Below are 20,521 nucleotides of genomic sequence, written 5' to 3' on the forward strand. Positions count from 1 at the left end.
AACATCACTCCTCTCTACCGATCGAACGATACTATGGACCGTCACAGAATTCTGTTTGTTTGCGCCGGCAATATCTGCCGTTCACCGCTTGCCGAAGGCATCTTCCGGTATCTTGCGACCGAAGCCGGGCGAAGCTCCGAGTTCGAGATCGATTCGGCCGGCACCGGCGGCTGGCATCAGGGCGAAAGGCCGGACCGCCGCTCCATGGAAGTGGCGTCAGGCCATGGCGTCGATATTTCCGCTCAACGCGCACGCCGCATCGAGGCAGCCGATTTTCATCGGTTCGACCTGATCCTGGCAATGGATCAAGACAATTTGAAGAATTTGCGCAAGATCGCGCCTGCCGATGCGCTCGGCAAGCTGCACCTTTTCAACGCCTTCACGCTTGGCAGCCTCAAAGACATTCCGGACCCCTATTATGGAGGCCACCAGGACTTCGAAGCGGTCTATACCATGCTCTTGGCTGGCTGCAGAGCGCTGTTGCCCATGGCGGGAAAAGCGCTGCGGGCCTCGTGAAGCGGGAAGATCTCTTCGGTGAGATAGGGACCGCCGCCGACCGATTCGCGCGAAGACAACAGCACGAAACGCGCGACCGTGAACGGCGCTGTGTGGAAGTTGCCGCGACCGGAGAGATAGTGCACGACATCATCGACCCGCGATGACTTCAGCCGCGCGAGCGTGACATGCGGCGTGAACTTGCGCGGGTCCGGGGGCAAACCGATGCGCTGGCAGATGCGCTCGATTTCGCCCTGCAGCGCGTACATATCGGGCGTCTGCGTGACGCCGGCCCAGACCGAATGCGGCTTCTTCGAGCCGAAAGAGCCGATGCCTTCCAGCCGGAGCTGGAATTCCGGCCGGTCGATGCGGTCCAGGCGCTCGACGATTTCGTCGGCGGTACGACCGTCGACATCGCCAATGAAACGCAAAGTGATGTGATAATTTTCAACGTCGATCCACCGGGCTCCGGGAAGACCGCCGCGCAACAACGAAAGGCTCATGGCCGCGTTGCGCGGAATTTCGAGGGCGGTAAAAAGTCTCGGCATAACGAGCACTCCCCGAATCTCTTGCAGATAACAGCAGGGAATCATGCAATTGCAGCCGGTGCAAGCTCCTATTTCGCATGTGCGACAATCGTCCCAATGAAACTCGTCACGGCGGGTTGAAAGCGCTGCACCATCACATCGATACCCTGCGGGTTCGGATGCATACCGTCATTCAATTGTAAGTCGGCATGCATCGCGACGCCATCGAGAAAAAATGGATAGAGCGGCAGTTGATATTTGTCGGCAAGCCGTTGGTAGATCGGATTGAACTTGGCTGCATAGTCCGGACCCATGTTCGGCGGCGCCAGCATGCCGGCCAGCAGCACGGGAATGTTGCGCTCCTTCAGCCGGCCGATGATGGCATCGAGGTTTTTCTCCGTCTGTTCGGGCGGAATGCCGCGCAATGCATCGTTGGCGCCGAGTTCGAGGATCACACCGTCGGTTCCATCCGGCACCGACCAGTCGACGCGCGATAGGCCGCCGGAGCTGGTATCGCCGGACACCCCGGCATCGGCAATCGCCACATCCAGGCCCTTGGCCTTCAGCGCCGCCTCGAGCTTGGCGGGAAATCCGTCGCCCGGCGGTAGCTGGTAGCCGGCCATCAGGCTGTCGCCGAGGCCGACCAATTGGATGGTCCGCGCATCGGCGGCACCCGCAGCGCCAAAGAAAAGACCGAAAGCAATGACAGCGAAGTGAAACGCGGCAACTTTAAAACTCATGATCCATTCCCTAAATTCGCGGTAAGGGCCAAATCGCGCCCGCCACGGTCTCTGACGTATATAGGGCGTTCGCATTGGCAAAAACCATCATCGAACTGAAGAAGGCGGATTTGACGCTCGGCAATGCCGCCGCCTCCGTCCACGTGCTGAAAGGCATCGACCTCACCGTTGCCGAAGGCGAATCCGTCGGCATTGTCGGCCCCTCCGGTTCCGGCAAGTCGACCTTGCTGATGGTGCTCGCCGGCCTTGAAAAACTCGACAGCGGCGAACTGTTGATCCGCGACACGCCCCTGCATAGCCTCAGCGAAGACCGCGTCGCCGATTTCCGAGGCCGCAACATCGGCATCGTCTTCCAGTCCTTCCATCTCATCGCCAACATGACCGCGCTGGAAAATGTCGCCGTGCCGCTGGAGCTCGCCAATGTTCGCGACGCCTTCGACCTTGCCCGGCGCGAATTGCAGGCCGTCGGCCTTGGCGAGCGACTGAGCCACTATCCCGGCCAGCTTTCCGGCGGCGAACAGCAACGCGTGGCGATCGCGCGTGCGCTCGCCCCGTCGCCTGCGCTGCTGATCGCCGACGAGCCGACCGGCAATCTCGATACCGATACCGGCCGGCAGATCGCCGATCTGCTTTTCGCTGAGCAGGCAGAGCGCGGCACGACGCTGCTGCTCGTCACCCATGACCCGGCGCTTGCCGCCCGCTGCTCGCGCCAAATCCACGTTCGCTCCGGAGAAATCGAGGGCGACAGCGCCCGCGCGCGGGCCAATCAGGCGGCGATGGCATGACTGCGGCGGGAGAGCGCCTGACGCTTGCCTTTCGCCTGGCGCTGCGCGAATTGCGCGGCGGTCTTGCCGGTTTCTACATATTTCTCGCCTGCATCGCCCTCGGCACAGGCGCAATCGCCGCCGTCAACTCCGTCTCTCGCTCGATCACCGACGCGATCTCGACGCAGGGCCAGTCACTGCTCGCCGGCGACGTCCGCTTCGAACTCAACAATCGCGAAGCGACGCCGGACGAACTGACCTATCTCAACAGTCTCGGCCAGCTCTCCCAATCCACCGGCCTGCGCTCCATGGCTCGCCTGCCCGACGGCTCCGATCAGGCGCTGGTCGAGGTCAAGGCAGTCGACGGCGCCTATCCGCTCTACGGCACCTTCGAGGCCGATCCAGACCAGCCGCTGACAAAGCTGCTCGCAGCCAAGGACGGCACCTACGGCGCCGTCGTCGCTCCGCTGCTGCTGGAGCGGCTGAACCTTAAGATCGGCAGCGAACTGTTGCTCGGTAATGCCAAACTGCGGATCACCGGCACGGTGAAGATGGAGCCGGATTCGGTATCGGAAGGTTTCGGCTTTGCGCCGCGATTGCTCACCAGCCGTGACGCTTTGGTCGCCTCGGGCCTGATCACGACCGGAAGTCTCGTCGAGCAGGTCTATAAGATCCGCATGGACGATCCCGCCAATGGCCTGAGCAACATCGCCGCCCGCGCCAATACAGCCTTCCCGCAGGCGGGCTGGTCCATCAGAACCAGCAACCGGGCCGCACCCGCGCTCGCCGACAACATCACCCGCTTTTCGCAATTTTTGACCCTGGTGGGACTGACGGCGCTCATCGTCGGCGGTGTCGGTGTCGCCAACGCCGTGCGCGCTTTCCTCGATTCCAAGCGCACCACCATCGCAACCTTCAAATGCTTGGGCGCACCGGCCTTGGTCGTGGTGATGATCTACCTGATCCAGATTGCCCTGATTGCGCTCGCCGGCATCGCCTTCGGTCTGGTGCTCGGCGCCATCGCGCCATTGCTCGCCTCGCAGTTCATGGCGGAATTCCTGCCGATTTCGACCGCGCCGCGGCTTTATCCAGGCCCGCTGACACTGGCAGCGCTTTTCGGCCTGCTGACGACGCTTGCCTTCGCCATCCTGCCGCTCGGCCATGCCCGCGAAGTGCCCGCGACGGCGCTGTTCCGGGAGCAGGGTTTCGAAACCCGCCGACTTCCAAGCTGGCCTTATCTGCTTGCCGCCGGTCTGCTGATGGCAGCACTTGCGATGCTTGCGATCTTCACCGCCTATGACCGCTTCATTGCGGTTGTCTTCGTCGTCTCCATCGCCGTCGCCTTCGTCGTGCTGCGCGCCGTTGCCGCCCTGCTGGCGTGGCTTGCCCGCCGCAGCCCGCGCGTCCATTCGCCGGCACTGCGATTGGCGATCGGCAACATCCATCGGCCGGGCGCCCTCACCGCCTCCGTGGTCCTCTCGCTCGGTCTCGGCCTGGCGCTTCTGGTGACCTTGACGCTGATCGACAGCAACATGCGTCACGAGCTCACCGGGCGCATGAGCGAACAGGCGCCGAATTTCTTCTTCGTCGATATCCAGGGCTCGGAGCTCGACGGCTTCCGCAAGGTCGTGCAGGCGCAGGCGCCTGAGGGCAAGCTCGTCGAAGTGCCAATGCTGCGCGGCCGCATCGTCGCCTTCAATGGCGAAGACGTGAGCAAGATGAAGGTGCAGCCAGCCGGCCAATGGGTGTTGCGCGGCGACCGAGGCATCACCTATGCGGAGACGATCCCCGAGAACGCTGCGCTCACCGAAGGGCAATGGTGGGGCAAGGATTACAGCGGCGAACCGCTGGTCTCCTTCTCCGACGAAGAAGGCAAGGCGCTCGGCCTGAAGCTCGGCGATACGGTGACCGTCAACGTGCTCGGCCGCAATGTAACGGCCAGGATCGCCAGCTTCCGCAAGGTCCAGTGGCAGTCGCTGTCCATCAATTTCGTCATGATCTTCTCGCCCAACACCTTCAAGGGCGCGCCGCATGCCTGGCTCGCAACACTCACTGATTCCACAGCGACGTCGGCGCAGGAAGCCGCGATCCTGAAGAATGTCACCAACACCTATCCGACGATCACCAGCGTCCGCGTCAAGGATGCGCTTGATATCGTCAACACCCTCGTCGGCCAGCTTGCCGCCGCCATTCGCGCCGCGGCGTCGGTCGCCCTGATCGCATCCGTGCTCGTGCTGGCGGGAGCGCTTGCGGCGGGAAATCGCGCCCGCACGCATGACGCGGTCGTACTGAAGACGCTCGGCGCGACGCGGGCCATGCTGATCCGCGCCTTCAGCTATGAATATCTGATGCTGGGTGCAGCGACCGCCGTTTTCGCGTTGCTCGCCGGCTCCGTCGCCGCCTGGTACATCGTCAGCCGCATCATGCATCTGCCTTCGGCTTTCCTTCCCGAGGTCGCCTTCTCGACCCTCATCATCGCGCTGCTGCTGACCGTCGGCATCGGGTTGATCGGCACCTGGCGCATTCTCGGCCAGAAGGCCGCGCCGGTCCTGCGTGAACTCTGAGCGCAATACGAAAACCGCTATGGATTTTCGGAAAGGCGTGCCTACGGCCAAGATGCCGGGCCTTAACCGCGCGTCGGGAAATTGCTCGATATTACGCCGATTTAACCCTGCCGCCACCGCTTAGCCCTTGTGCATGCGGCGTGAAAGCCTCATATTCTGTGCAGGCATGCTGGAGCTCCGCAGCGGCGCCTGGGACGAAAGTGCCCGACACGCTACTCACATCGGAGCTTGAAAGAGGAAAACATGGCTGACTTCCGCAATTACCAAAACCGGGCGCCCCAGAGCGGCGCGCAAACCGGTGCGATGATAGATGAGGGCCTTCGAGCTTACATGCTCAAGGTCTATAACCTGATGGCGCTGGGTCTGGCGATCACGGGTTTGGCTGCCTATGTCGCATTTTCGCTCGCCTTCGCTGACGGGCAGATCACAGCTTTCGGCCAGGCGATCTATCTGAGCCCGCTGCGTTGGGTGGTCATCCTCGCTCCCTTGGCGATGGTGTTCTTCCTGAGCTTCAGGATCAATAGCATGAGCGTTGCCGCCGCGACGACCACCTTCTGGGTCTATGCCGCATTGGTGGGCCTGTCGCTGTCGTCGATCTTCATCATCTACACCGGCCAGAGCGTCGTGCAGACTTTCTTCGTGACCGCCGCCTCCTTCGGCGCGCTGTCGCTGTTCGGCTACACGACCAAGCGTAACCTGTCGGCGATGGGCTCATTCATGATGATGGGTCTTTTCGGCCTGATCATCGCCATGCTCGTCAACATTTTCCTGCATTCGTCCGCTCTGCAGTTCGCCATCTCGGTGATCGGCGTACTGATCTTCGCAGGCCTGACCGCCTGGGATACGCAGCGGATCAAGGAAATGTACTATGAAGCCGACGACGTTGCCGTTGCTGGCCGCAAGGCGATCATGGGCGCGCTGACGCTCTACCTAGACTTCATCAACCTGTTCATGTTCCTGCTGCAGTTTATGGGCAACCGCAAATAACTGCTGCGACATGAATGATCGCTCGAAAAGGCGGCTCCGGCCGCCTTTTCTATTTGCCTTGCGGCTTCGCACGCGGCTTTATATCTGCTTCTTGAAATCGCAGATCAGGCAATAAAACGCAGATGTCCTTCCGCCTTCGCAACGCCACATCAGCCGACCTTCCCTTCATCACCGCCATCTATCGCGACTCCGTTTTGAACGGCACGGCAAGTTATGAGATCGTCCCGCCCGGCGAAGAGGAGATGGCGGGCCGTTTCCAGGCGATCCGCGACAAGGGTTACCCTTATATCGCCGCCGAAGGCGAGGACGGCGCCTTTCTGGGCTATGCCTACGCCTCCGCATTTCGCACGCGCCCGGCCTACCGCTGGATGGTGGAGGATTCGATCTATCTCGCGCCCGAAGCGCGCGGCCGTGGCATCGGCAAAGCGCTGCTGGCAAGTCTGGTGGAAACCTGCCAGACCCTCGGCTTCCGCCAGATGATCGCCGTCATTGGCGGCGCCCACCCGGCCTCCGTCGCCCTTCACCGCGCCGCCGGCTTTACGGAGACGGGCCTGTTGAAGGGCACCGGCTACAAGCACGGCCGCTGGCTGGACACGATGTTGATGCAAAAGGTGCTGGGCGAGGGCGCGGAAACCGACCCGGATCCCTCAGTCTATCCGGGGACGTTGTTTGGGGGGTAGTATCGGCCTGCTTATATGCCGAGCCCCTGATACCCCCCTCTGTCAGCTTCGCTGGCATCTCCCCCACAAGGGGGTGATTAGTAATCCGTAGCGCCCTATTGCCTCAAACAAACATCGAACCTGTTGAAATTGCCGTTTGTTGTTTTGTGGGTGACGATCGGCAAACCCCCAATGATCTCCCCCTTGTGGGGGAGATGTCACGACAGTGACAGAGGGGGTACCGCACTCTCCGCAAACATATAGCCAGTGAAGAGAAACTACTTCTCAACAAGCTTGAGCTGCTTATCGAAAACCTTCAGCACCTGGTTCAGGTCATGGCCGCGCTTCAGGATCATGCCGTTGGTATTGATCACCGAAAACGCACCCTGCTTGGCGGCGAGCTTGGGATTTTTCTCGATGCGGAAGAGTGGCAGCTCGCCCGAGCGCTTGAAGACAGAGAAAACCGCCTTTTCCCGGAGATGGTCGATGGCGTAGTCCCGCCATTCGCCCTCGCCGACCATGCGGCCGTAGATCCACAGGATCGCGTCCAGCTCCCTGCGATGGAAGGTCACCGGCAGCGGGTCCCTACTCTGTTTGTATTCTCTGAGATCAACGACGACGGAAGAAGTGGTGTCGACGGAACGGCTTTCGCCGTGTCGCAATTCCGGCTGATCAGTCATCAATCCCCCAGGGGTTGTGTCATGACAAGAAGATGACAGTTTGCCTCAGCCACACCAAATTGCAAGACCAGGAGCCACTCACAATTTCTTGCGCTTGCAGGAAAGCATCTTGGGGCCGCCGTATTTCAGTCAAAACCACGCCCCATTTAGCGGAACTATAGGGCTCGGTTTGGTGCCGCCGCGCCAGACCGAGCCCGGTCGGGGGCGTGTCGACCGAACCCCAGCCCCGAATGCGCCCTCGCCGGGCACTCCCCTCTTTTCGGCTCCAGCCGAAATAGAGGACTTTTCGGCTCCAGCCGAAAGAGAGGACTTACGGCTCCAGCCGAAGCCGCGAACTTCGACTGATGTCGAAAATGCAGATCAGCCGTCGGTCCCGATCGTCAGCACGGTCGCGCCGATAATCGCCGCCGGGTCGCCGGATGGCGTCGAGGACTGCAGCAGAACTGCAAGGCCACGCCGGCCGGTTCTCTCCAAGACATTGGCGGGCAGCACGACATTCATTTCCTTGCCGTCCCACATGCCGACAGTCTCGACGTCCGAAACCGAGTGGAGATAGGTAATCTGCTGGCCGCTATTTTCGCCGGCCTTCGGAGACACCTGCTGTTCCCTGTCAAAATAAGCGACAACCACATTGGCCCGGCCCTGACCAGCGCCGATCTTGATCTCCAGTTCATCGCCCTTCATCGCAGCACTGACGGGGACCGTCAGGCCCTTGCCCTGCCGCTGGAAGTCGTCGATCTTGACGTTGATGGCGTTTAGATCGGCACCGTTCAGATGGTCGCGGCCGTTGATGATCGCCTGCGGCGTATAGACCCCGCTGCGGCCGAGCGTACGGGCATAGGCATATTGCCGAGCCGTATTGTCCTTGGACGCCATCGTGTCGTTCCAGCCGAGATAATTCCAATAATCGACGTGATAGGCGAGTGCGACGACGTCGCCCTGGCGGATCAGCTTCTGAAACGCAGCATCGGCCGGCGGGCAGGAGGCGCAGCCCTGAGACGTGAAGAGTTCGACGACGCCCTTGATTTTGGCAAGCTCCTGCGCATGCAGCGAACTTGCGAGCGCGATGCCTGCTAGAAGTGGAACCAAAAACCGTAAGCGCATGCCGTTTTACCTCTTTCTCAGACCTCTAAAGCCATGTGCTGGCGGGACACCCGAACCGCTTAGCGCTTCTCAGGATATCCGAAGGGCCTCATCAAGCCTGATAAATCTGAAACAAGAGATAATCGCTAAGCACGATGACGCAAAGTCACGAAGGGGTGAGACGGAGGCCCGGAGAGGTTAGCGTCGTACACATCGGCGTGAAAAACAAGACACCGCCGGAGAGCTGTGCTCCGGCGGCGTGTATAAGTCATTTCAATGCCAATCAGGCCGCGAGATCGCGCAGAACGGTCTGCAGGATGCCGCCGTTGTTGACGTAGGTCACCTCATCCAGCGTATCGATGCGGCAGATGATCGGAACGTCCTTCACCGTGCCGTCGCCATAGGTGATCTTGGCGATCTTGCGTTCACGCGGCTTGATATGTTCCAGGCCTTCGATCGTGACTAGCTCGTCGCCCTTCAGGGCGAGGCTTGCCCAGGTGGTGCCGTCCTCGAAGACGAAGGGGATAACGCCCATGCCGACCAGGTTCGAGCGGTGGATACGCTCGAAGGACTGGGCGATCACGGCGCGTACGCCGAGCAGGTTCGTGCCCTTGGCAGCCCAGTCGCGCGACGAACCGTTGCCGTATTCGACGCCGGCGAAGATCACGAGCGGAACGCCCTCAGCCTTGTACTGCATGGCCGCATCGTAGATCGACGTCTCTTCCTTGGACGGATAATGGATGGTGTAGCCACCTTCCTTGCCGTTCGGTCCGAGCATGTGGTTGCGGATGCGGATGTTGGCGAAGGTGCCGCGCATCATGACCTCATGATTGCCGCGGCGCGTGCCGTACTGGTTGAAGTCGGCAACGCCGACGCCATGGCCGATCAGATAGGAACCGGCTGGTGAAGCAGCCTTGATCGAACCGGCCGGGGAAATGTGGTCGGTGGTGATCTTGTCGCCGAAGAGGCCGAGAACGCGAGCGCCCTTGATGTCGGAAACGCCGGCGCCGGTCTTGCCCATGCCGACGAAGTAAGGCGGATTCTGCACATAGGTCGAGTTGTCGTCCCAGGCATAGGTCTGGCCCGGAGGAACCTGCACGGCCTGCCAGTTGGCATCGCCCTTGAAGACGTCGGCGTACTTGGTTTCATAAAGTTCGCGGGTGACGTATTTCAGGATGAATTCCTGCACTTCCTGCGAGGTCGGCCAGATGTCCTTGAGGAAGACCGGCTTGCCGTTCTGGTCCTCGCCGATCGGCTCCTTCGTCAGATCCATCTGCACCGTGCCGGCGAGCGCATAAGCGACGACGAGCGGCGGGGAAGCAAGGTAGTTTGCCTGGACGTCCGGCGAGATACGGCCTTCGAAGTTGCGGTTGCCGGAGAGAACGCCGGAAACGATAAGGCCCTTGTCGTTGATCGTCTTCGAGATCGGCGCCGGCAGCGGGCCGGAATTGCCGATGCAGGTGGTGCAGCCGAAGCCGACCAAGTTGAAGCCGAGTTTATCGAGATCGGCCTGCAAGCCAGACTTGGCGAGATATTCGCCAACAACCTGCGATCCAGGCGCCAGCGAGGTCTTGACCCAGGGCTTGGTCTTCAGGCCCTTGGCAACGGCGTTGCGGGCGAGCAGGCCGGCAGCGATCAGCACCGATGGGTTCGAGGTGTTGGTGCAGGAGGTGATGGCGGCGATGGCGACGTCGCCATGGCCGAGATCGAAATCCGTGCCTTCGACAGCATAACGGTTCGAAAGCTGGCCGGGCTTCTTGTATTCGGTGTCCATCGAGGTCGCGAAACCGGAAGCGATGTTTTCCAGCGCAATGCGGCCTTCCGGGCGCTTCGGGCCAGCCATCGACGGCACGACGTCGTTGAGGTCGAGTTCCAGCGTGTCGGTGAATACGAGATCGGAACCGTCGCCTTCGCGCCACATGCCCTGAGCCTTCGAATAGGCTTCGACGAGAGCAATACGGTCCTTCGCACGGCCGGACATGTTGAGATAGTTCAACGTTTCCTTGTCGACCGGGAAGAAGCCGCAGGTCGCACCGTATTCCGGACCCATGTTGCCGATGGTGGCGCGGTCGGCGAGCGGCATGTTGTCGAGGCCGGGACCGAAGAATTCGACGAACTTCGAAACGACGCCCTTCTTGCGCAGCATCTGCACGACCGTCAGCACGAGGTCGGTCGCGGTGACGCCTTCCTTGAGCTTGCCGGTCAGCTTGAAGCCGATGACTTCGGGCAGCAGCATGGAGACCGGCTGGCCGAGCATGGCAGCTTCAGCTTCGATACCGCCAACGCCCCAGCCGAGAACGCCGAGACCGTTGATCATGGTCGTGTGCGAGTCTGTACCGACGCAGGTGTCCGGATAGGCGATGGTTTCGCCGTCTTCTTCCTTCGTCCAGACGGTCTGGCCGAGATATTCGAGGTTGACCTGGTGACAGATGCCGGTGCCGGGGGGAACGACGCGGAAGTTCTTGAATGCCTGCTGGCCCCATTTCAGGAAGCGGTAGCGCTCGCCGTTGCGCTGATATTCCAGCTCGACGTTCTTGGCGAAGGCTTGCGGCGTGCCGAATTCGTCGACGATAACCGAGTGGTCGATGACGAGGTCGACGGGAACCAGCGGATTGATCTTTTCCGGATCGCCGCCGAGCGACACCATCGCGTCGCGCATGGCAGCGAGATCGACCACGGCCGGAACGCCGGTGAAGTCCTGCATCAGCACGCGCGCCGGGCGATAGGCGATTTCGTTCTCGACGGTGCCCTTGTTGGTCAGCCATTCGGCGATCGCAACGATATGGTCCTTGGTGACCGACTGCCCATCCTCGAAGCGCAGCAGGTTTTCCAGCAATACCTTCATGGAATAAGGCAATTTGGACACACCGGGCAGACCATTGGCTTCAGCCTTGGGCAGGCTGAAATAGACATAGTCTTTCCCGTTCACGGTCAGCGTGGAACGACAATTGAAACTGTCAAGAGATTTAGACACGAGAGACCCCGTTTCTGATAGCCAACACAGTCGTGCGAACGCCTATGCACTTTATGCACATCAGGATGCGGGTACGGCCATTTCCGCTGTCCGCACGTAAGGCAGAAAACCTTATGTTCGGCGCAAGGATGAAATTCACGCCGACCGCTGGCGTGGTTGCGGGTCTTATAGATAATTTCGTAAAGACTTGCCAGAGTGACAAAGCGCAAATTTGGACAATTTTTTGCGCGCTGCGGCAACGAAAACGGGGAAAGCCTGAGCGGATGCATCTAAGCGCTGAAAACCTGGCGGCAAGGCGGGGCGAAGACCTGATTTTCACGAATGTTTCCTTTAGCTTGGGCAATGGTGAGGCCCTCATTTTGACCGGCCGCAACGGCTCGGGAAAATCGACGCTTCTGCGTGTTGTTGCGGGCCTGCTAAAGCAGGAAAAGGGCCGCGTCGTTTTCATCGATTCCGAGGGCGAATCAGACCGCCCGCCATGCGAGGTCAGTCACTATCTCGGCCATCGCAATGCGATGAAATCCGAACTCAGCGTGGCCGAAAATCTGGCCTTCTGGAAAACCTTTCTCGGCGACATGGCAGGCGGCTTCGGTCTGGATGTCGACGAAGCGGCCGAAGCTGTCGGCCTTGCCGGCATTACCCACCTGCCCTTCGGCTATCTCTCCGCCGGCCAGCAACGCCGCATCGCCTTCGCCAAACTGCTGGTCGCCCATCGCCCGATCTGGATCCTCGATGAACCGACGGCAGCGCTGGACGCGGCGGCGGATCGGCTGCTTGCGGATCTGATCACAGCCCATCAGAGGTCCGGAGGCATCGTATTGGCGGCGACCCATCAGCCGCTGGGTCTTTCGAATGCGCGGGAAATGCGGATGACCGGGTTTGCTGGAGTGAGTGCGGGGGTTTGGGGATGATAGCTCCGCATATAAGCAAAGATTGTCTTTCGCCTCGCTCAAGACGCTCATCGCTGACGCTCCGAGCGACCCCCCTCTACCCCTTCGGGGCATCTCCCCCACAAGGGGGGAGATCACGAGCGGCAACCTCTCACCTCGCTCAACTTCAAAATGCTCTGCGAATTCGGGAAGCGATTACCTGGAGGGAGCCGAGCCGCAGGTTACCAATCTCCCCCCTTGTGGGGGAGATGTCACGAAATGACAGAGGGGGGTGGCGAGAAGCCAAAGCTTCTCGCGCCTTGAGCACTGCGAAAGGCAATCTCGCGACGTTCCCGGAAAGCCATCACCCATGACCGCCCTCTTCCTCCGCGACCTCCGACTTTCGGTCCGCGCCGGTGGCGGCGCGCTCATCGGCATCCTCTTCTTTCTCACCGTCGTCGCCGTCATTCCCTTTGGCGTCGGCCCCGACCTGAAGCTCTTGTCGCGTATCGGCCCGGCCATCGTCTGGATCGGCGCGCTGCTGTCCGCCTTGCTCGGCCTCGATCGCCTGTTTCAGGCCGAACGCGATGACGGATCGCTCGATCTGCTGGTCATGCAGGAAACGCCGCTCGTGCTGACCGTGCTCACCAAATGCGCCGCGCACTGGACGGCGACCGGCCTGCCGCTGGTCATCGCCTCGCCATTGCTCGGCCTCTTCATGAACATGAACGAGATGGCGATCGGCGCGACAGCGCTGACTTTGCTCGTCGGCTCGCCGGCGATCACCTTCATCGGCGCGGTCGGCGCCGCCGTTGCCGTCGCCTTGCCGCGTGGCGGGCTGCTCGTGTCGATCCTGGTGCTGCCGCTGACCATTCCCGTGCTGATCTTCGGCGTCAGCGCCACCTATGCCGCCGTCCAAGGTCCTCAGCCCTTCCTGCCACCTTTCCTGATCCTGATGGCCCTGACCTTATTCTTTGCCGTGCTCGGGCCTGCGGCGGCGGCTCTTGCCTTGCGCAACACGACGGATTGATCGCCCGGAAATGCTGGGGTCGATTGCCGTATAAGCGATATCAGTTTAAACAGGAAAAATGAGCGATATCAGTCCTGCGATCAGCCGATTTTCCGACCTCGCCAACCCGACACGGTTCCTGGCGCTTTCGGCGCGTCTTATTCCCTGGCTGGCGGCCATATCGGCCGTGCTCTTCGCGATCGGCCTCTATCTCGCCTTCTCGACCGAGGGCGACTACCAACAGGGCGATACCGTCCGCATCATGTATATCCACGTGCCGGCCGCCTGGCTGTCGATGATGTGCTATACGATCATGAGCATGTCGGCGATCGGCACGCTGGTCTGGCGCCATCCGCTCGCCGATGTCGCCGCCAAGGCTGCCGCGCCGCTCGGCGCCGCCTTTACCCTGGTTGCCCTCGTGACCGGCTCGCTCTGGGGCAAGCCGATGTGGGGCACCTATTGGGTCTGGGATGCCCGGCTCACTTCGGTCTTTATCCTTTTCCTGATGTATCTCGGGTTGATCGCGCTGAACCGCGCCATGGACGATCCGTCGAAGGCAGCGCGGGTCAGCGCCGTGCTGATCCTTGTCGGTTTCATCAACATTCCGATCATCAAGTTCTCGGTCGATTGGTGGAACACGCTACACCAGTCCGAAAGCATTATGCGCGTGGGCGGCCCGACCATCGATGCGCAATTCCTGTGGCCGCTCTTCACTATGGCGCTTGCCTTCACGCTGCTATTCTTCACGCTGCATCTGATGGCGATCCGCAACGAGATCTGGCGTCGCCGTATCGCCGCGCAGCGCCGTATCGCCGCGCGCATGGCCGCCCGGGAGGAATAGCATGACGCATCCCTTCTATGTCTACGGCTCCTATGGTTTTACCGCCGCCATGATCATCGCCGTTATCGCCTGGACCTGGATCGACGGGCGTCTGCGCCGCAAGGAAATCGCCGCACTCGAAGCCTCCGGAATCCGCCGCCGGTCGCAGCGCACGCCGGAAGGCAAGGCGAAATGAGCTTGGGAACCGAAGAAGGCAACAAGCCGAAATCGGCGGGCACCGGCCGCTATCTGCTGGCGCTCATTCCGCTGATCGTCTTTGCCTGCATTGCCCTTGCCGTCGGCAAGGTGATGTATGATCAGGAAGTCCACGGCACCGATATTTCCGCCATCCCCTCTGCCCTGATCGGCACAAAAGCCCCGACATTGGCGCTCGCTCCGCTCGGCGGCTCCAACCTGCCGGCGCTGACAGACAATGCCATCAAGGGCAAGCTGACGCTCGTCAACGTCTTCGCCTCCTGGTGCCTCCCCTGCCGCGAGGAACATCCGGTCCTGAAACAACTCGCCAAGGACGGACGACTGAACATCGTCGCCATCAACTATAAGGACACGGGCGAAAACGCCCTGCGTTTCCTCGGCGAACTCGGCAATCCCTATAGTGCCATCGGTGTCGATCCGAATGGTTCGGCGGCCATCGACTGGGGCGTCTACGGCATCCCCGAATCCTATCTCGTTTCCCCCGACGGTACGATCCTCTACAAACAGGTCGGGCCTTTTACCGCGACCAGCCTGAAGGAAGGGCTGTATCCGGCGATCGAAAGGGCCCTGGCCAAGCCGGCGTCTTGAATACCTTCTCCCCTCGGGGAGAAGGTGCCCGAAGGGCGGATGAGGGGGCCGAGTAGCGAAGCGACGAGGGCGTTGAGCGGCAAGCGAAAGGCAATCTGCCAGTAACGCCCCCTCACCCGGCGCCTTCGATAAACTCAGGGGCGCCACCCTCTCCCCGATGGGGCGAGGGTTAAAGCCCGCCCTGCCAGGTCTTGATCGCCTCGATCGGCCAGACCAGCATGATGATGTTCAGCGTGAGATTGTCGCGGATCAGCCAGCCGGTGAGCAGCTCGAAGAAGATGGCGATCACGACGGTCAGCGCGACCGGCGCACGCCATGCGAACAGGAAGCCGCCGACCATGAACACCGCGTCCATCGCGGAATTCAAGATGCTGTCGCCGACATAATCGAGCGAGATCGTTGCTGCGCGGTAGCGGTTGATGATGATCGGCGAATTCTCAAGCAGCTCCCAGCCGGATTCGATCAGCATAGCAACGAACAAGCGCATCGACAGCGGCTTGCGGCGCATGGCGAGATGCGTCAGCCCAAAGAACAGGAAACCGTGAATGATATGCGACGGCGTATACCAGTCGGCGAGATGCTGCGAATTGCCGCTGGAATTGACGACGGGCTCGAAGAGCTTGACATAGCCGCAGGTGCAGATCGGCACCCGGCCCATCATATATTCCGCGACGATCTGGACGAGCAGAACCACAGCACAGGCAATCAACCAGAAGCTCTGCTGCCGGTAGCGATTTTCGGCGTCAGCCAGCGCCGTCATTCTTCGGTTTCCGCCGGCGGATTGACCGTATGCTTCATGATCAGCGGCATCTGCGACAGGGTGAAGATGATGGTGATCGGCGTCGTACCCCAGACCTTGAACAGCACCCAGAGATTATCCGCGGCTTTGGCATCGGGCAGGTAATACCAGTTCGACCCGCGCCAGACGATTTCGTTGAGCACGGCGAGAAACAGAAAGAAGACGCCCCAGCGCATGGTGAGCTTGCGCCAGCCGTCGCTATCCAACTGGAAGGCAGCGTTGAAGACATAGCCGAGCAGCGATCTGCCAAAGGCAAGCCCGCCGAGCAGCACCACGCCGAGAAGGGCGTTGATGATGGTCGGCTTCATCTTGATGAAGGTCTCATTCTGCAGATAGATGCCGAGCGCGCCGAAAGTGACGACGACGATGCCGGAGATGAAAGGCATTAGCGGCAGGTGGCCGAGCATGACTTTCGAGACGACGAGCGAGATCACCGTTGCAGCCATGAAGAGGCCGGTGGCAACGAAGAGAGGTCCGCCGAGCGCCGCCAGTTGCGGAAAATGCTGCGCCAGCCATTCGCCGCGCAGATTGCCGAAATAGAAGACCAGCAGCGGCCCGAGCTCCAGCACCAGCTTCAGCAGCGGATGATGCTTGTCGGCAGCACTTGGGGTGAGATCACTGTCGCTGGTCGTCATCGCGGCACTTTCATGGTCATGGGACTGGGCATTGTCATCGAATTTCATCTTGTCGTTCATTGACCGATCCCGGCAATGGCCTGGGCAAAATCCTCAGCCTCGAAGGGCTCGAGATCGTCTACACCTTCGCCGACGCCGATGAAATAGACCGGCAGCTTGTGCTTGGCCGAGATGGCCACCAGGATGCCGCCCCGTGCCGTGCCGTCGAGCTTGGTCATGATCAGACCGTTGACGCCCGCGACATTGCGGAAGATTTCCACCTGATTGAGCGCATTCTGGCCAGTGGTCGCATCCAGCGTCTGCAGGACGGTGTGCGGCGCATCCGGATCGAGCTTGCCGAGAACCCGGACAATCTTTTCCAACTCCGCCATCAGCTCCGCCTTGTTCTGCAGCCGCCCGGCGGTGTCGATGATCAGCACGTCACTCTTATTGGCCTTGGCCTGCTGAAAGGCATCGAAAGCAAGGCCGGCGGCATCGGCGCCGAGCTTGGTGCCGATGAATTCCGACTTGGTGCGGTCGGCCCAGATCTTCAACTGCTCGATGGCAGCGGCGCGGAAGGTATCGCCGGCGGCCACCATGACCTTCAGGCCCGCGCCGGACAATTTCGCCGCCAGCTTGCCGATCGTCGTCGTCTTGCCGGTGCCGTTGACGCCGACTATGAGGATGACATGCGGCTTGTGACTGAGATCGAGCTGCAACGGCTTGGCAACCGGCTTCAGCACCTTGGCGATTTCCTGCGCCATGATCCGGCTGACATCCTCGCCGGTCACATCCTTGCCGTAGCGTTCCGAGGCCAGCGTATCGGTGACCCGCATCGCGGTCTCGACGCCAAGATCGGCCTGGATCAGCAGGTCTTCCAAATCCTGCAGCGTCTGATCGTCAAGCTTGCGCTTGGTGAAAAGCGCCGTGATCTGGCCGGTGAGCTGCGATGAGGTGCGCGCCAGGCCGGCGCGCAGGCGCTGGAACCAGGTCTGCCTTTGCCTCGGGGCTTCAGGTGCCGGCTCGGGAATGCTGGAGGCAGTGATGAAGCCTTTGGGAAGGATAGGAGCGTCGGCAGGGGTTTCGGATGAAGGCTCGGAGTCTGCAGGAGCTTCGGTGATTTCCGACGAAAGTTCCGCGTCGGCCGAGGCTTTCTCACCCCCCTCTGTCCTGGCGGACATCTCCCCCACAAGGGAGATCGTTTCGGAGGCGGTCTCATCAGGTTCATCACCAACTTCGCTCGCCACAGGATGCTCTGCCGTAGCAGCTTTCTCAGCCTCGATCACCTGAGCATTCAACGCAGCGCGAATGTCTTCTACCTGCCCTTCTGGTTCCGAAGGCGCATCACTCTCCAAACGATCTCCCCCCTTGAGGGGGAGATGTCCCGAAGGGACAGAGGGGGGTGACGCCGGCTCGGCAAACTCGGAGTTAATAGAACGTTCCGCGATAGGCGCCACTTGCTCCGGAACGGACGTTTCAACACCCGGCGCCTGCTCTTCCGTCGGCTTTTCGCGGCCGAAGGTGAAGACTTTTTTGATGAAATTGAGCGCCATGAAAATTCCGTGAGCGAGTAGGATCAGGCCGCGTCGGCGGCCGCAAGTTGCATGTCGAGATGCTTGCCATTGTGGCCGGTGATCGCCACCTGCACAAGGTCGCGCGGTCTGAGGCTTGGGGCTGCGACAAGCGTGAAGTTTTCCGTATGCGCCAGCCCGTTATTTTCCACGAGCAGCCATTGCCGCGTGCCGACCATGGAGTCGAGATGGGACTGATGCAGCTTTTGTCCAGTCGAGCGCAGGCGGCCAGCGCGTTCCTTGACCAGCGCCCGGTCGAGTTGCGGCATCCGCGCGGCCGGCGTGCCGGGACGCGGGCTATAGGGAAAGACATGCAGATGCGCAATGCCAACCTCTTCCGCCAGGCTGACGGCGTTTTCGAACATCGCTTCCGTTTCGGTCGGAAAACCGGCGATCATATCGGCGCCAAAACTCATTTCCGGCCGCAGACGGCGAGCATCCGCTATGAAACGAACGGCATCGGCGCGCAAATGTCGCCGCTTCATCCGCTTCAGGATCATGTCGTCGCCATGCTGCAGCGACAGATGCAAATGCGGCATGAAGCGCGGCTCGTCGGCGATCAGGTCCATCAGATGTTGATCGGCCTCGATGCTGTCGATCGAGGAAAGCCGCAAGCGGCGGATCTCAGAAATCTGTTTCAGCAGCGTCTTCGCCAGAAGGCCCAGCGTCGGCTGACCGGGCAGGTCGGCGCCGTAGCTGGTGGCATCGACGCCGGTCAAGACGATCTCGCGATAACCGCTTTCGACGAGATTGCGCGCCTGGCTCACCACCGCGCCCATCGGCACGGAACGGGAATTGCCGCGGCCATAGGGAATGATGCAGAAGGTGCAGCGGTGGTCGCAGCCATTCTGTACCTGGATAAAGGCGCGTACATGCCCGTCAATATGCCTGATCATCTGCGGCGCGGTTGCCCGCACGCTCATGATGTCGTTGACGCGCAGCTTCTCTTCGGCCGAAACGCCGAAATCCGGCAGGGAACGATAGGAAGCGCTCGCCAGCTTCTCCTCATTGCCGAGCACGGCATCCACTTCGGCCATTTCGGCGAAAGTCTGTTTTTCCGTCTGCGCGGCGCAGCCGGTGACGATAATGCGGGCATGGGGATTGTCGCGCCGTGCGCGGCGGATCGCCTGGCGCGCTTGGCGCACCGCCTCGCCGGTGACGGCGCAGGTATTGACTAGGATGGCGTTGTTGAGCCCGGCTTTCTCGGCCTCGGCCCGCATCACTTCTGACTCATAGGTGTTGAGACGGCAGCCGAAGGTGATGACCTCGACCCCGCTCACTGCGCCTGAGCTCCCTGCTCCTGATCGCGCGTCCAGCGACCCGTCACGGGATCGACGGAGCCTGACCATTCCCATTCCGCCGGACCGGTCATGACGACATGATCGTCGCTTTCCCGCCACTCTATGGTGAGCTGGCCCGAGGCAGGGGCAGAGGCGACGTCGATCGTCACCTTGCGGCCGGTCCGACCCGTGCGCGCCGCGCTGACGGCGGCTGAACAGGCGGCCGAACCGCAGGCCAGCGTCAGCCCCGCGCCACGCTCCCAAGTGCACGTGCGCAGCATGGTCGGCGAAAGCACCTGCGCCAAGGTGATATTGGCACGCTCGGGAAACATCGGATGGTTTTCGAGCAGCGGCCCGAAGCGGGCGAGATCGTAGGACATCGGATCCTTGTCGACCCAGAAGACCGCATGCGGATTGCCCATCGACATGGCCGAAGGCGAATGCAAGACAGGATTGTCGATCGGCCCGATCTGCAGCTCGATGCGGCGCGTATCGGCAAACTCCTCCGCGAGCGGGATCTTGTCCCACGCGAAGATCGGCTTGCCCATATCGACCGAAATCGTGCCGTCCTCGTGCTCGACGGCATTCAGAATGCCGGCGACGGTCTGGAAGGTGAACATCTTCTTGCCGGTCTCGGCGGCAAGCGCCTGCACGACGCAGCGCGTGCCGTTGCCGCAGGCCTGCGCCTTGGTGCCGTCGGAATTCAGAATATCGATCCAGGCGTCGGTACCCTCTGCCTTCGGATCGTGGATCGCCATGATCTGATCGAATTCCGTGGCCGGATCTGCATTCAGCGCAATCGCTGCAGCCGCTGTCACCACGTCTTTGCGGCCACGCATGTCGACAACCAGGATCTTGTTGCCAAGCCCGTTCATCCGCGCGAATTCGACCGTGTTGCTCATGGTGTGCCAGTCCGTCTCTGTATCGCGATGTATATGGCGGAAACGCATGGGAATTACCAGTGCCATGATCAGGGGGGCGGATTGCGACGCCGCGGGCCTCCTCATTGAGAGACGCAGAATGTGCCCTGCGTGGCCAGTCTTACGGGCCGCTCACCATTGGAGCCCCGGTTACATTTCAGAACGATGGCCCTGGCTTTAAGCGTGGCAACTCAGCAACTTAAATTCGTATATTACTGACATATACATCAAGTATCATGGCGGCGTTGCCGAGGGAAAATCGTGGTGCATTCGCGGCCGCATCAGAGCCGCGACGCTTCGGGTAAGCGAACGAAATCTTGAATGTCGAACGAGCTCTTCTGCTTCGAATGCCGCTCAAATCC

General features: G+C 61.0%; 20 protein-coding genes. 10 read left to right on the forward strand and 10 right to left on the reverse strand.

Annotated elements, in window-relative coordinates:
* Window positions 1–33: 33 nt before the first annotated feature.
* The gene (locus tag QDY28_RS24470) at window positions 34–516 is read left to right on the forward strand and encodes a low molecular weight protein-tyrosine-phosphatase (RefSeq protein ID WP_331384082.1); all 483 of its coding nucleotides are present in this window, start codon (window positions 34–36) and stop codon (window positions 514–516) included.
* Here the strand turns inward: QDY28_RS24470 and thpR are convergent.
* Both thpR and QDY28_RS24480 read right to left on the reverse strand, forming a co-directional pair.
* The gene (gene thpR, locus QDY28_RS24475; RefSeq protein WP_331384083.1) at window positions 447–1,043 is read right to left on the reverse strand and encodes an RNA 2',3'-cyclic phosphodiesterase; all 597 of its coding nucleotides are present in this window, start codon (window positions 1,041–1,043) and stop codon (window positions 447–449) included. The two genes, QDY28_RS24470 and thpR, sit on opposite strands and share 70 nt — an antisense overlap.
* Window positions 1,044–1,111: 68 nt before the next feature.
* Window positions 1,112–1,762 carry an arylesterase gene (locus QDY28_RS24480; protein WP_331384084.1) on the reverse strand — a complete coding sequence of 217 codons (651 nt, stop codon included), beginning with the start codon at window positions 1,760–1,762 and terminating at the stop codon, window positions 1,112–1,114.
* A gap of 74 nt (window positions 1,763–1,836) precedes the next feature.
* Between QDY28_RS24480 and QDY28_RS24485 the strand changes: the two genes are divergently transcribed.
* From QDY28_RS24485 to QDY28_RS24500, 4 genes are all read left to right on the forward strand, one after another.
* On the forward strand, window positions 1,837–2,547 hold the full coding sequence (locus tag QDY28_RS24485) for an ABC transporter ATP-binding protein (protein ID WP_331384085.1): 711 nt from the start codon (window positions 1,837–1,839) through the stop codon (window positions 2,545–2,547).
* Window positions 2,544–5,090, forward strand: coding sequence for an ABC transporter permease (locus QDY28_RS24490; protein ID WP_331384086.1), 2,547 nt, complete (start codon window positions 2,544–2,546; stop codon window positions 5,088–5,090). The genes QDY28_RS24485 and QDY28_RS24490 overlap by 4 nt, the downstream gene beginning before the upstream one ends.
* Window positions 5,091–5,333: 243 nt before the next feature.
* On the forward strand, window positions 5,334–6,077 hold the full coding sequence (locus QDY28_RS24495; protein WP_331384087.1) for a Bax inhibitor-1/YccA family protein: 744 nt from the start codon (window positions 5,334–5,336) through the stop codon (window positions 6,075–6,077).
* A 122-nt stretch (window positions 6,078–6,199) separates the two neighbouring features.
* Window positions 6,200–6,757: a GNAT family N-acetyltransferase gene (locus QDY28_RS24500; RefSeq protein WP_331384088.1), complete on the forward strand. Its 558-nt coding sequence runs from the start codon at window positions 6,200–6,202 to the stop codon at window positions 6,755–6,757.
* Between the two features lie 257 nt (window positions 6,758–7,014).
* On the opposite strand, the gene QDY28_RS24505 is transcribed toward QDY28_RS24500, so the two are convergent.
* From QDY28_RS24505 to acnA, 3 genes are all read right to left on the reverse strand, one after another.
* On the reverse strand, window positions 7,015–7,416 hold the full coding sequence (locus tag QDY28_RS24505; RefSeq protein WP_331384089.1) for a DUF2794 domain-containing protein: 402 nt from the start codon (window positions 7,414–7,416) through the stop codon (window positions 7,015–7,017).
* Window positions 7,417–7,776: 360 nt separating this feature from the next.
* Window positions 7,777–8,520: a DUF1223 domain-containing protein gene (locus tag QDY28_RS24510; RefSeq protein WP_331384090.1), complete on the reverse strand. Its 744-nt coding sequence runs from the start codon at window positions 8,518–8,520 to the stop codon at window positions 7,777–7,779.
* Window positions 8,521–8,782: 262 nt separating this feature from the next.
* Window positions 8,783–11,473: an aconitate hydratase AcnA gene (gene acnA / locus QDY28_RS24515; protein ID WP_331384091.1), complete on the reverse strand. Its 2,691-nt coding sequence runs from the start codon at window positions 11,471–11,473 to the stop codon at window positions 8,783–8,785.
* A 263-nt stretch (window positions 11,474–11,736) separates the two neighbouring features.
* On the opposite strand from acnA, the gene ccmA reads away from it, so the two are divergent.
* The 5 genes from ccmA (at window position 11,737) to QDY28_RS24540 (ending at window position 14,975) form a co-directional block, all read left to right on the forward strand.
* Window positions 11,737–12,384 (forward strand): heme ABC exporter ATP-binding protein CcmA, encoded by a 648-nt coding sequence (gene ccmA, locus QDY28_RS24520; protein WP_331384092.1) that lies wholly within the window; start codon window positions 11,737–11,739, stop codon window positions 12,382–12,384.
* Window positions 12,385–12,712: 328 nt separating this feature from the next.
* Window positions 12,713–13,372, forward strand: a complete 660-nt coding sequence (gene ccmB, locus QDY28_RS24525; protein ID WP_331384093.1) for a heme exporter protein CcmB — start codon at window positions 12,713–12,715, stop codon at window positions 13,370–13,372.
* A 58-nt stretch (window positions 13,373–13,430) separates the two neighbouring features.
* Window positions 13,431–14,192 (forward strand): heme ABC transporter permease, encoded by a 762-nt coding sequence (locus QDY28_RS24530; RefSeq protein WP_331384094.1) that lies wholly within the window; start codon window positions 13,431–13,433, stop codon window positions 14,190–14,192.
* Between the two features lies 1 nt (window position 14,193).
* The gene (gene ccmD / locus QDY28_RS24535) at window positions 14,194–14,367 is read left to right on the forward strand and encodes a heme exporter protein CcmD (protein ID WP_331384095.1); all 174 of its coding nucleotides are present in this window, start codon (window positions 14,194–14,196) and stop codon (window positions 14,365–14,367) included.
* The gene (locus QDY28_RS24540) at window positions 14,364–14,975 is read left to right on the forward strand and encodes a DsbE family thiol:disulfide interchange protein (protein WP_331384096.1); all 612 of its coding nucleotides are present in this window, start codon (window positions 14,364–14,366) and stop codon (window positions 14,973–14,975) included. Before ccmD ends, QDY28_RS24540 begins: the two co-directional genes overlap by 4 nt.
* Before the next feature lie 169 nt (window positions 14,976–15,144).
* Here the strand turns inward: QDY28_RS24540 and QDY28_RS24545 are convergent, their stop codons facing one another.
* Genes QDY28_RS24545 through dapF form a run of 5 tightly spaced genes read right to left on the reverse strand, consistent with a single transcriptional unit; the run spans window position 15,145 to window position 20,141 of the window.
* Entirely contained in the window at window positions 15,145–15,735 is a 591-nt protein-coding gene (locus QDY28_RS24545; protein WP_331384097.1) for a DUF2585 domain-containing protein, read from the reverse strand.
* Complete coding sequence (locus tag QDY28_RS24550) at window positions 15,732–16,409, reverse strand: septation protein A (RefSeq protein WP_331384111.1); 678 nt, start codon at window positions 16,407–16,409, stop codon at window positions 15,732–15,734. Before QDY28_RS24550 ends, QDY28_RS24545 begins: the two co-directional genes overlap by 4 nt.
* Before the next feature lie 56 nt (window positions 16,410–16,465).
* Window positions 16,466–17,941, reverse strand: a complete 1,476-nt coding sequence (ftsY, locus tag QDY28_RS24555) for a signal recognition particle-docking protein FtsY (protein WP_331384098.1) — start codon at window positions 17,939–17,941, stop codon at window positions 16,466–16,468.
* A 23-nt stretch (window positions 17,942–17,964) separates the two neighbouring features.
* On the reverse strand, window positions 17,965–19,239 hold the full coding sequence (mtaB, locus tag QDY28_RS24560; RefSeq protein ID WP_331384099.1) for a tRNA (N(6)-L-threonylcarbamoyladenosine(37)-C(2))-methylthiotransferase MtaB: 1,275 nt from the start codon (window positions 19,237–19,239) through the stop codon (window positions 17,965–17,967).
* Window positions 19,236–20,141: a diaminopimelate epimerase gene (gene dapF, locus QDY28_RS24565; protein ID WP_331384112.1), complete on the reverse strand. Its 906-nt coding sequence runs from the start codon at window positions 20,139–20,141 to the stop codon at window positions 19,236–19,238. Before dapF ends, mtaB begins: the two co-directional genes overlap by 4 nt.
* Window positions 20,142–20,521: the final 380 nt, after the last annotated feature.

This window comes from Rhizobium sp. BR 362 (assembly GCF_036528765.1).
Lineage (GTDB): Bacteria > Pseudomonadota > Alphaproteobacteria > Rhizobiales > Rhizobiaceae > Rhizobium.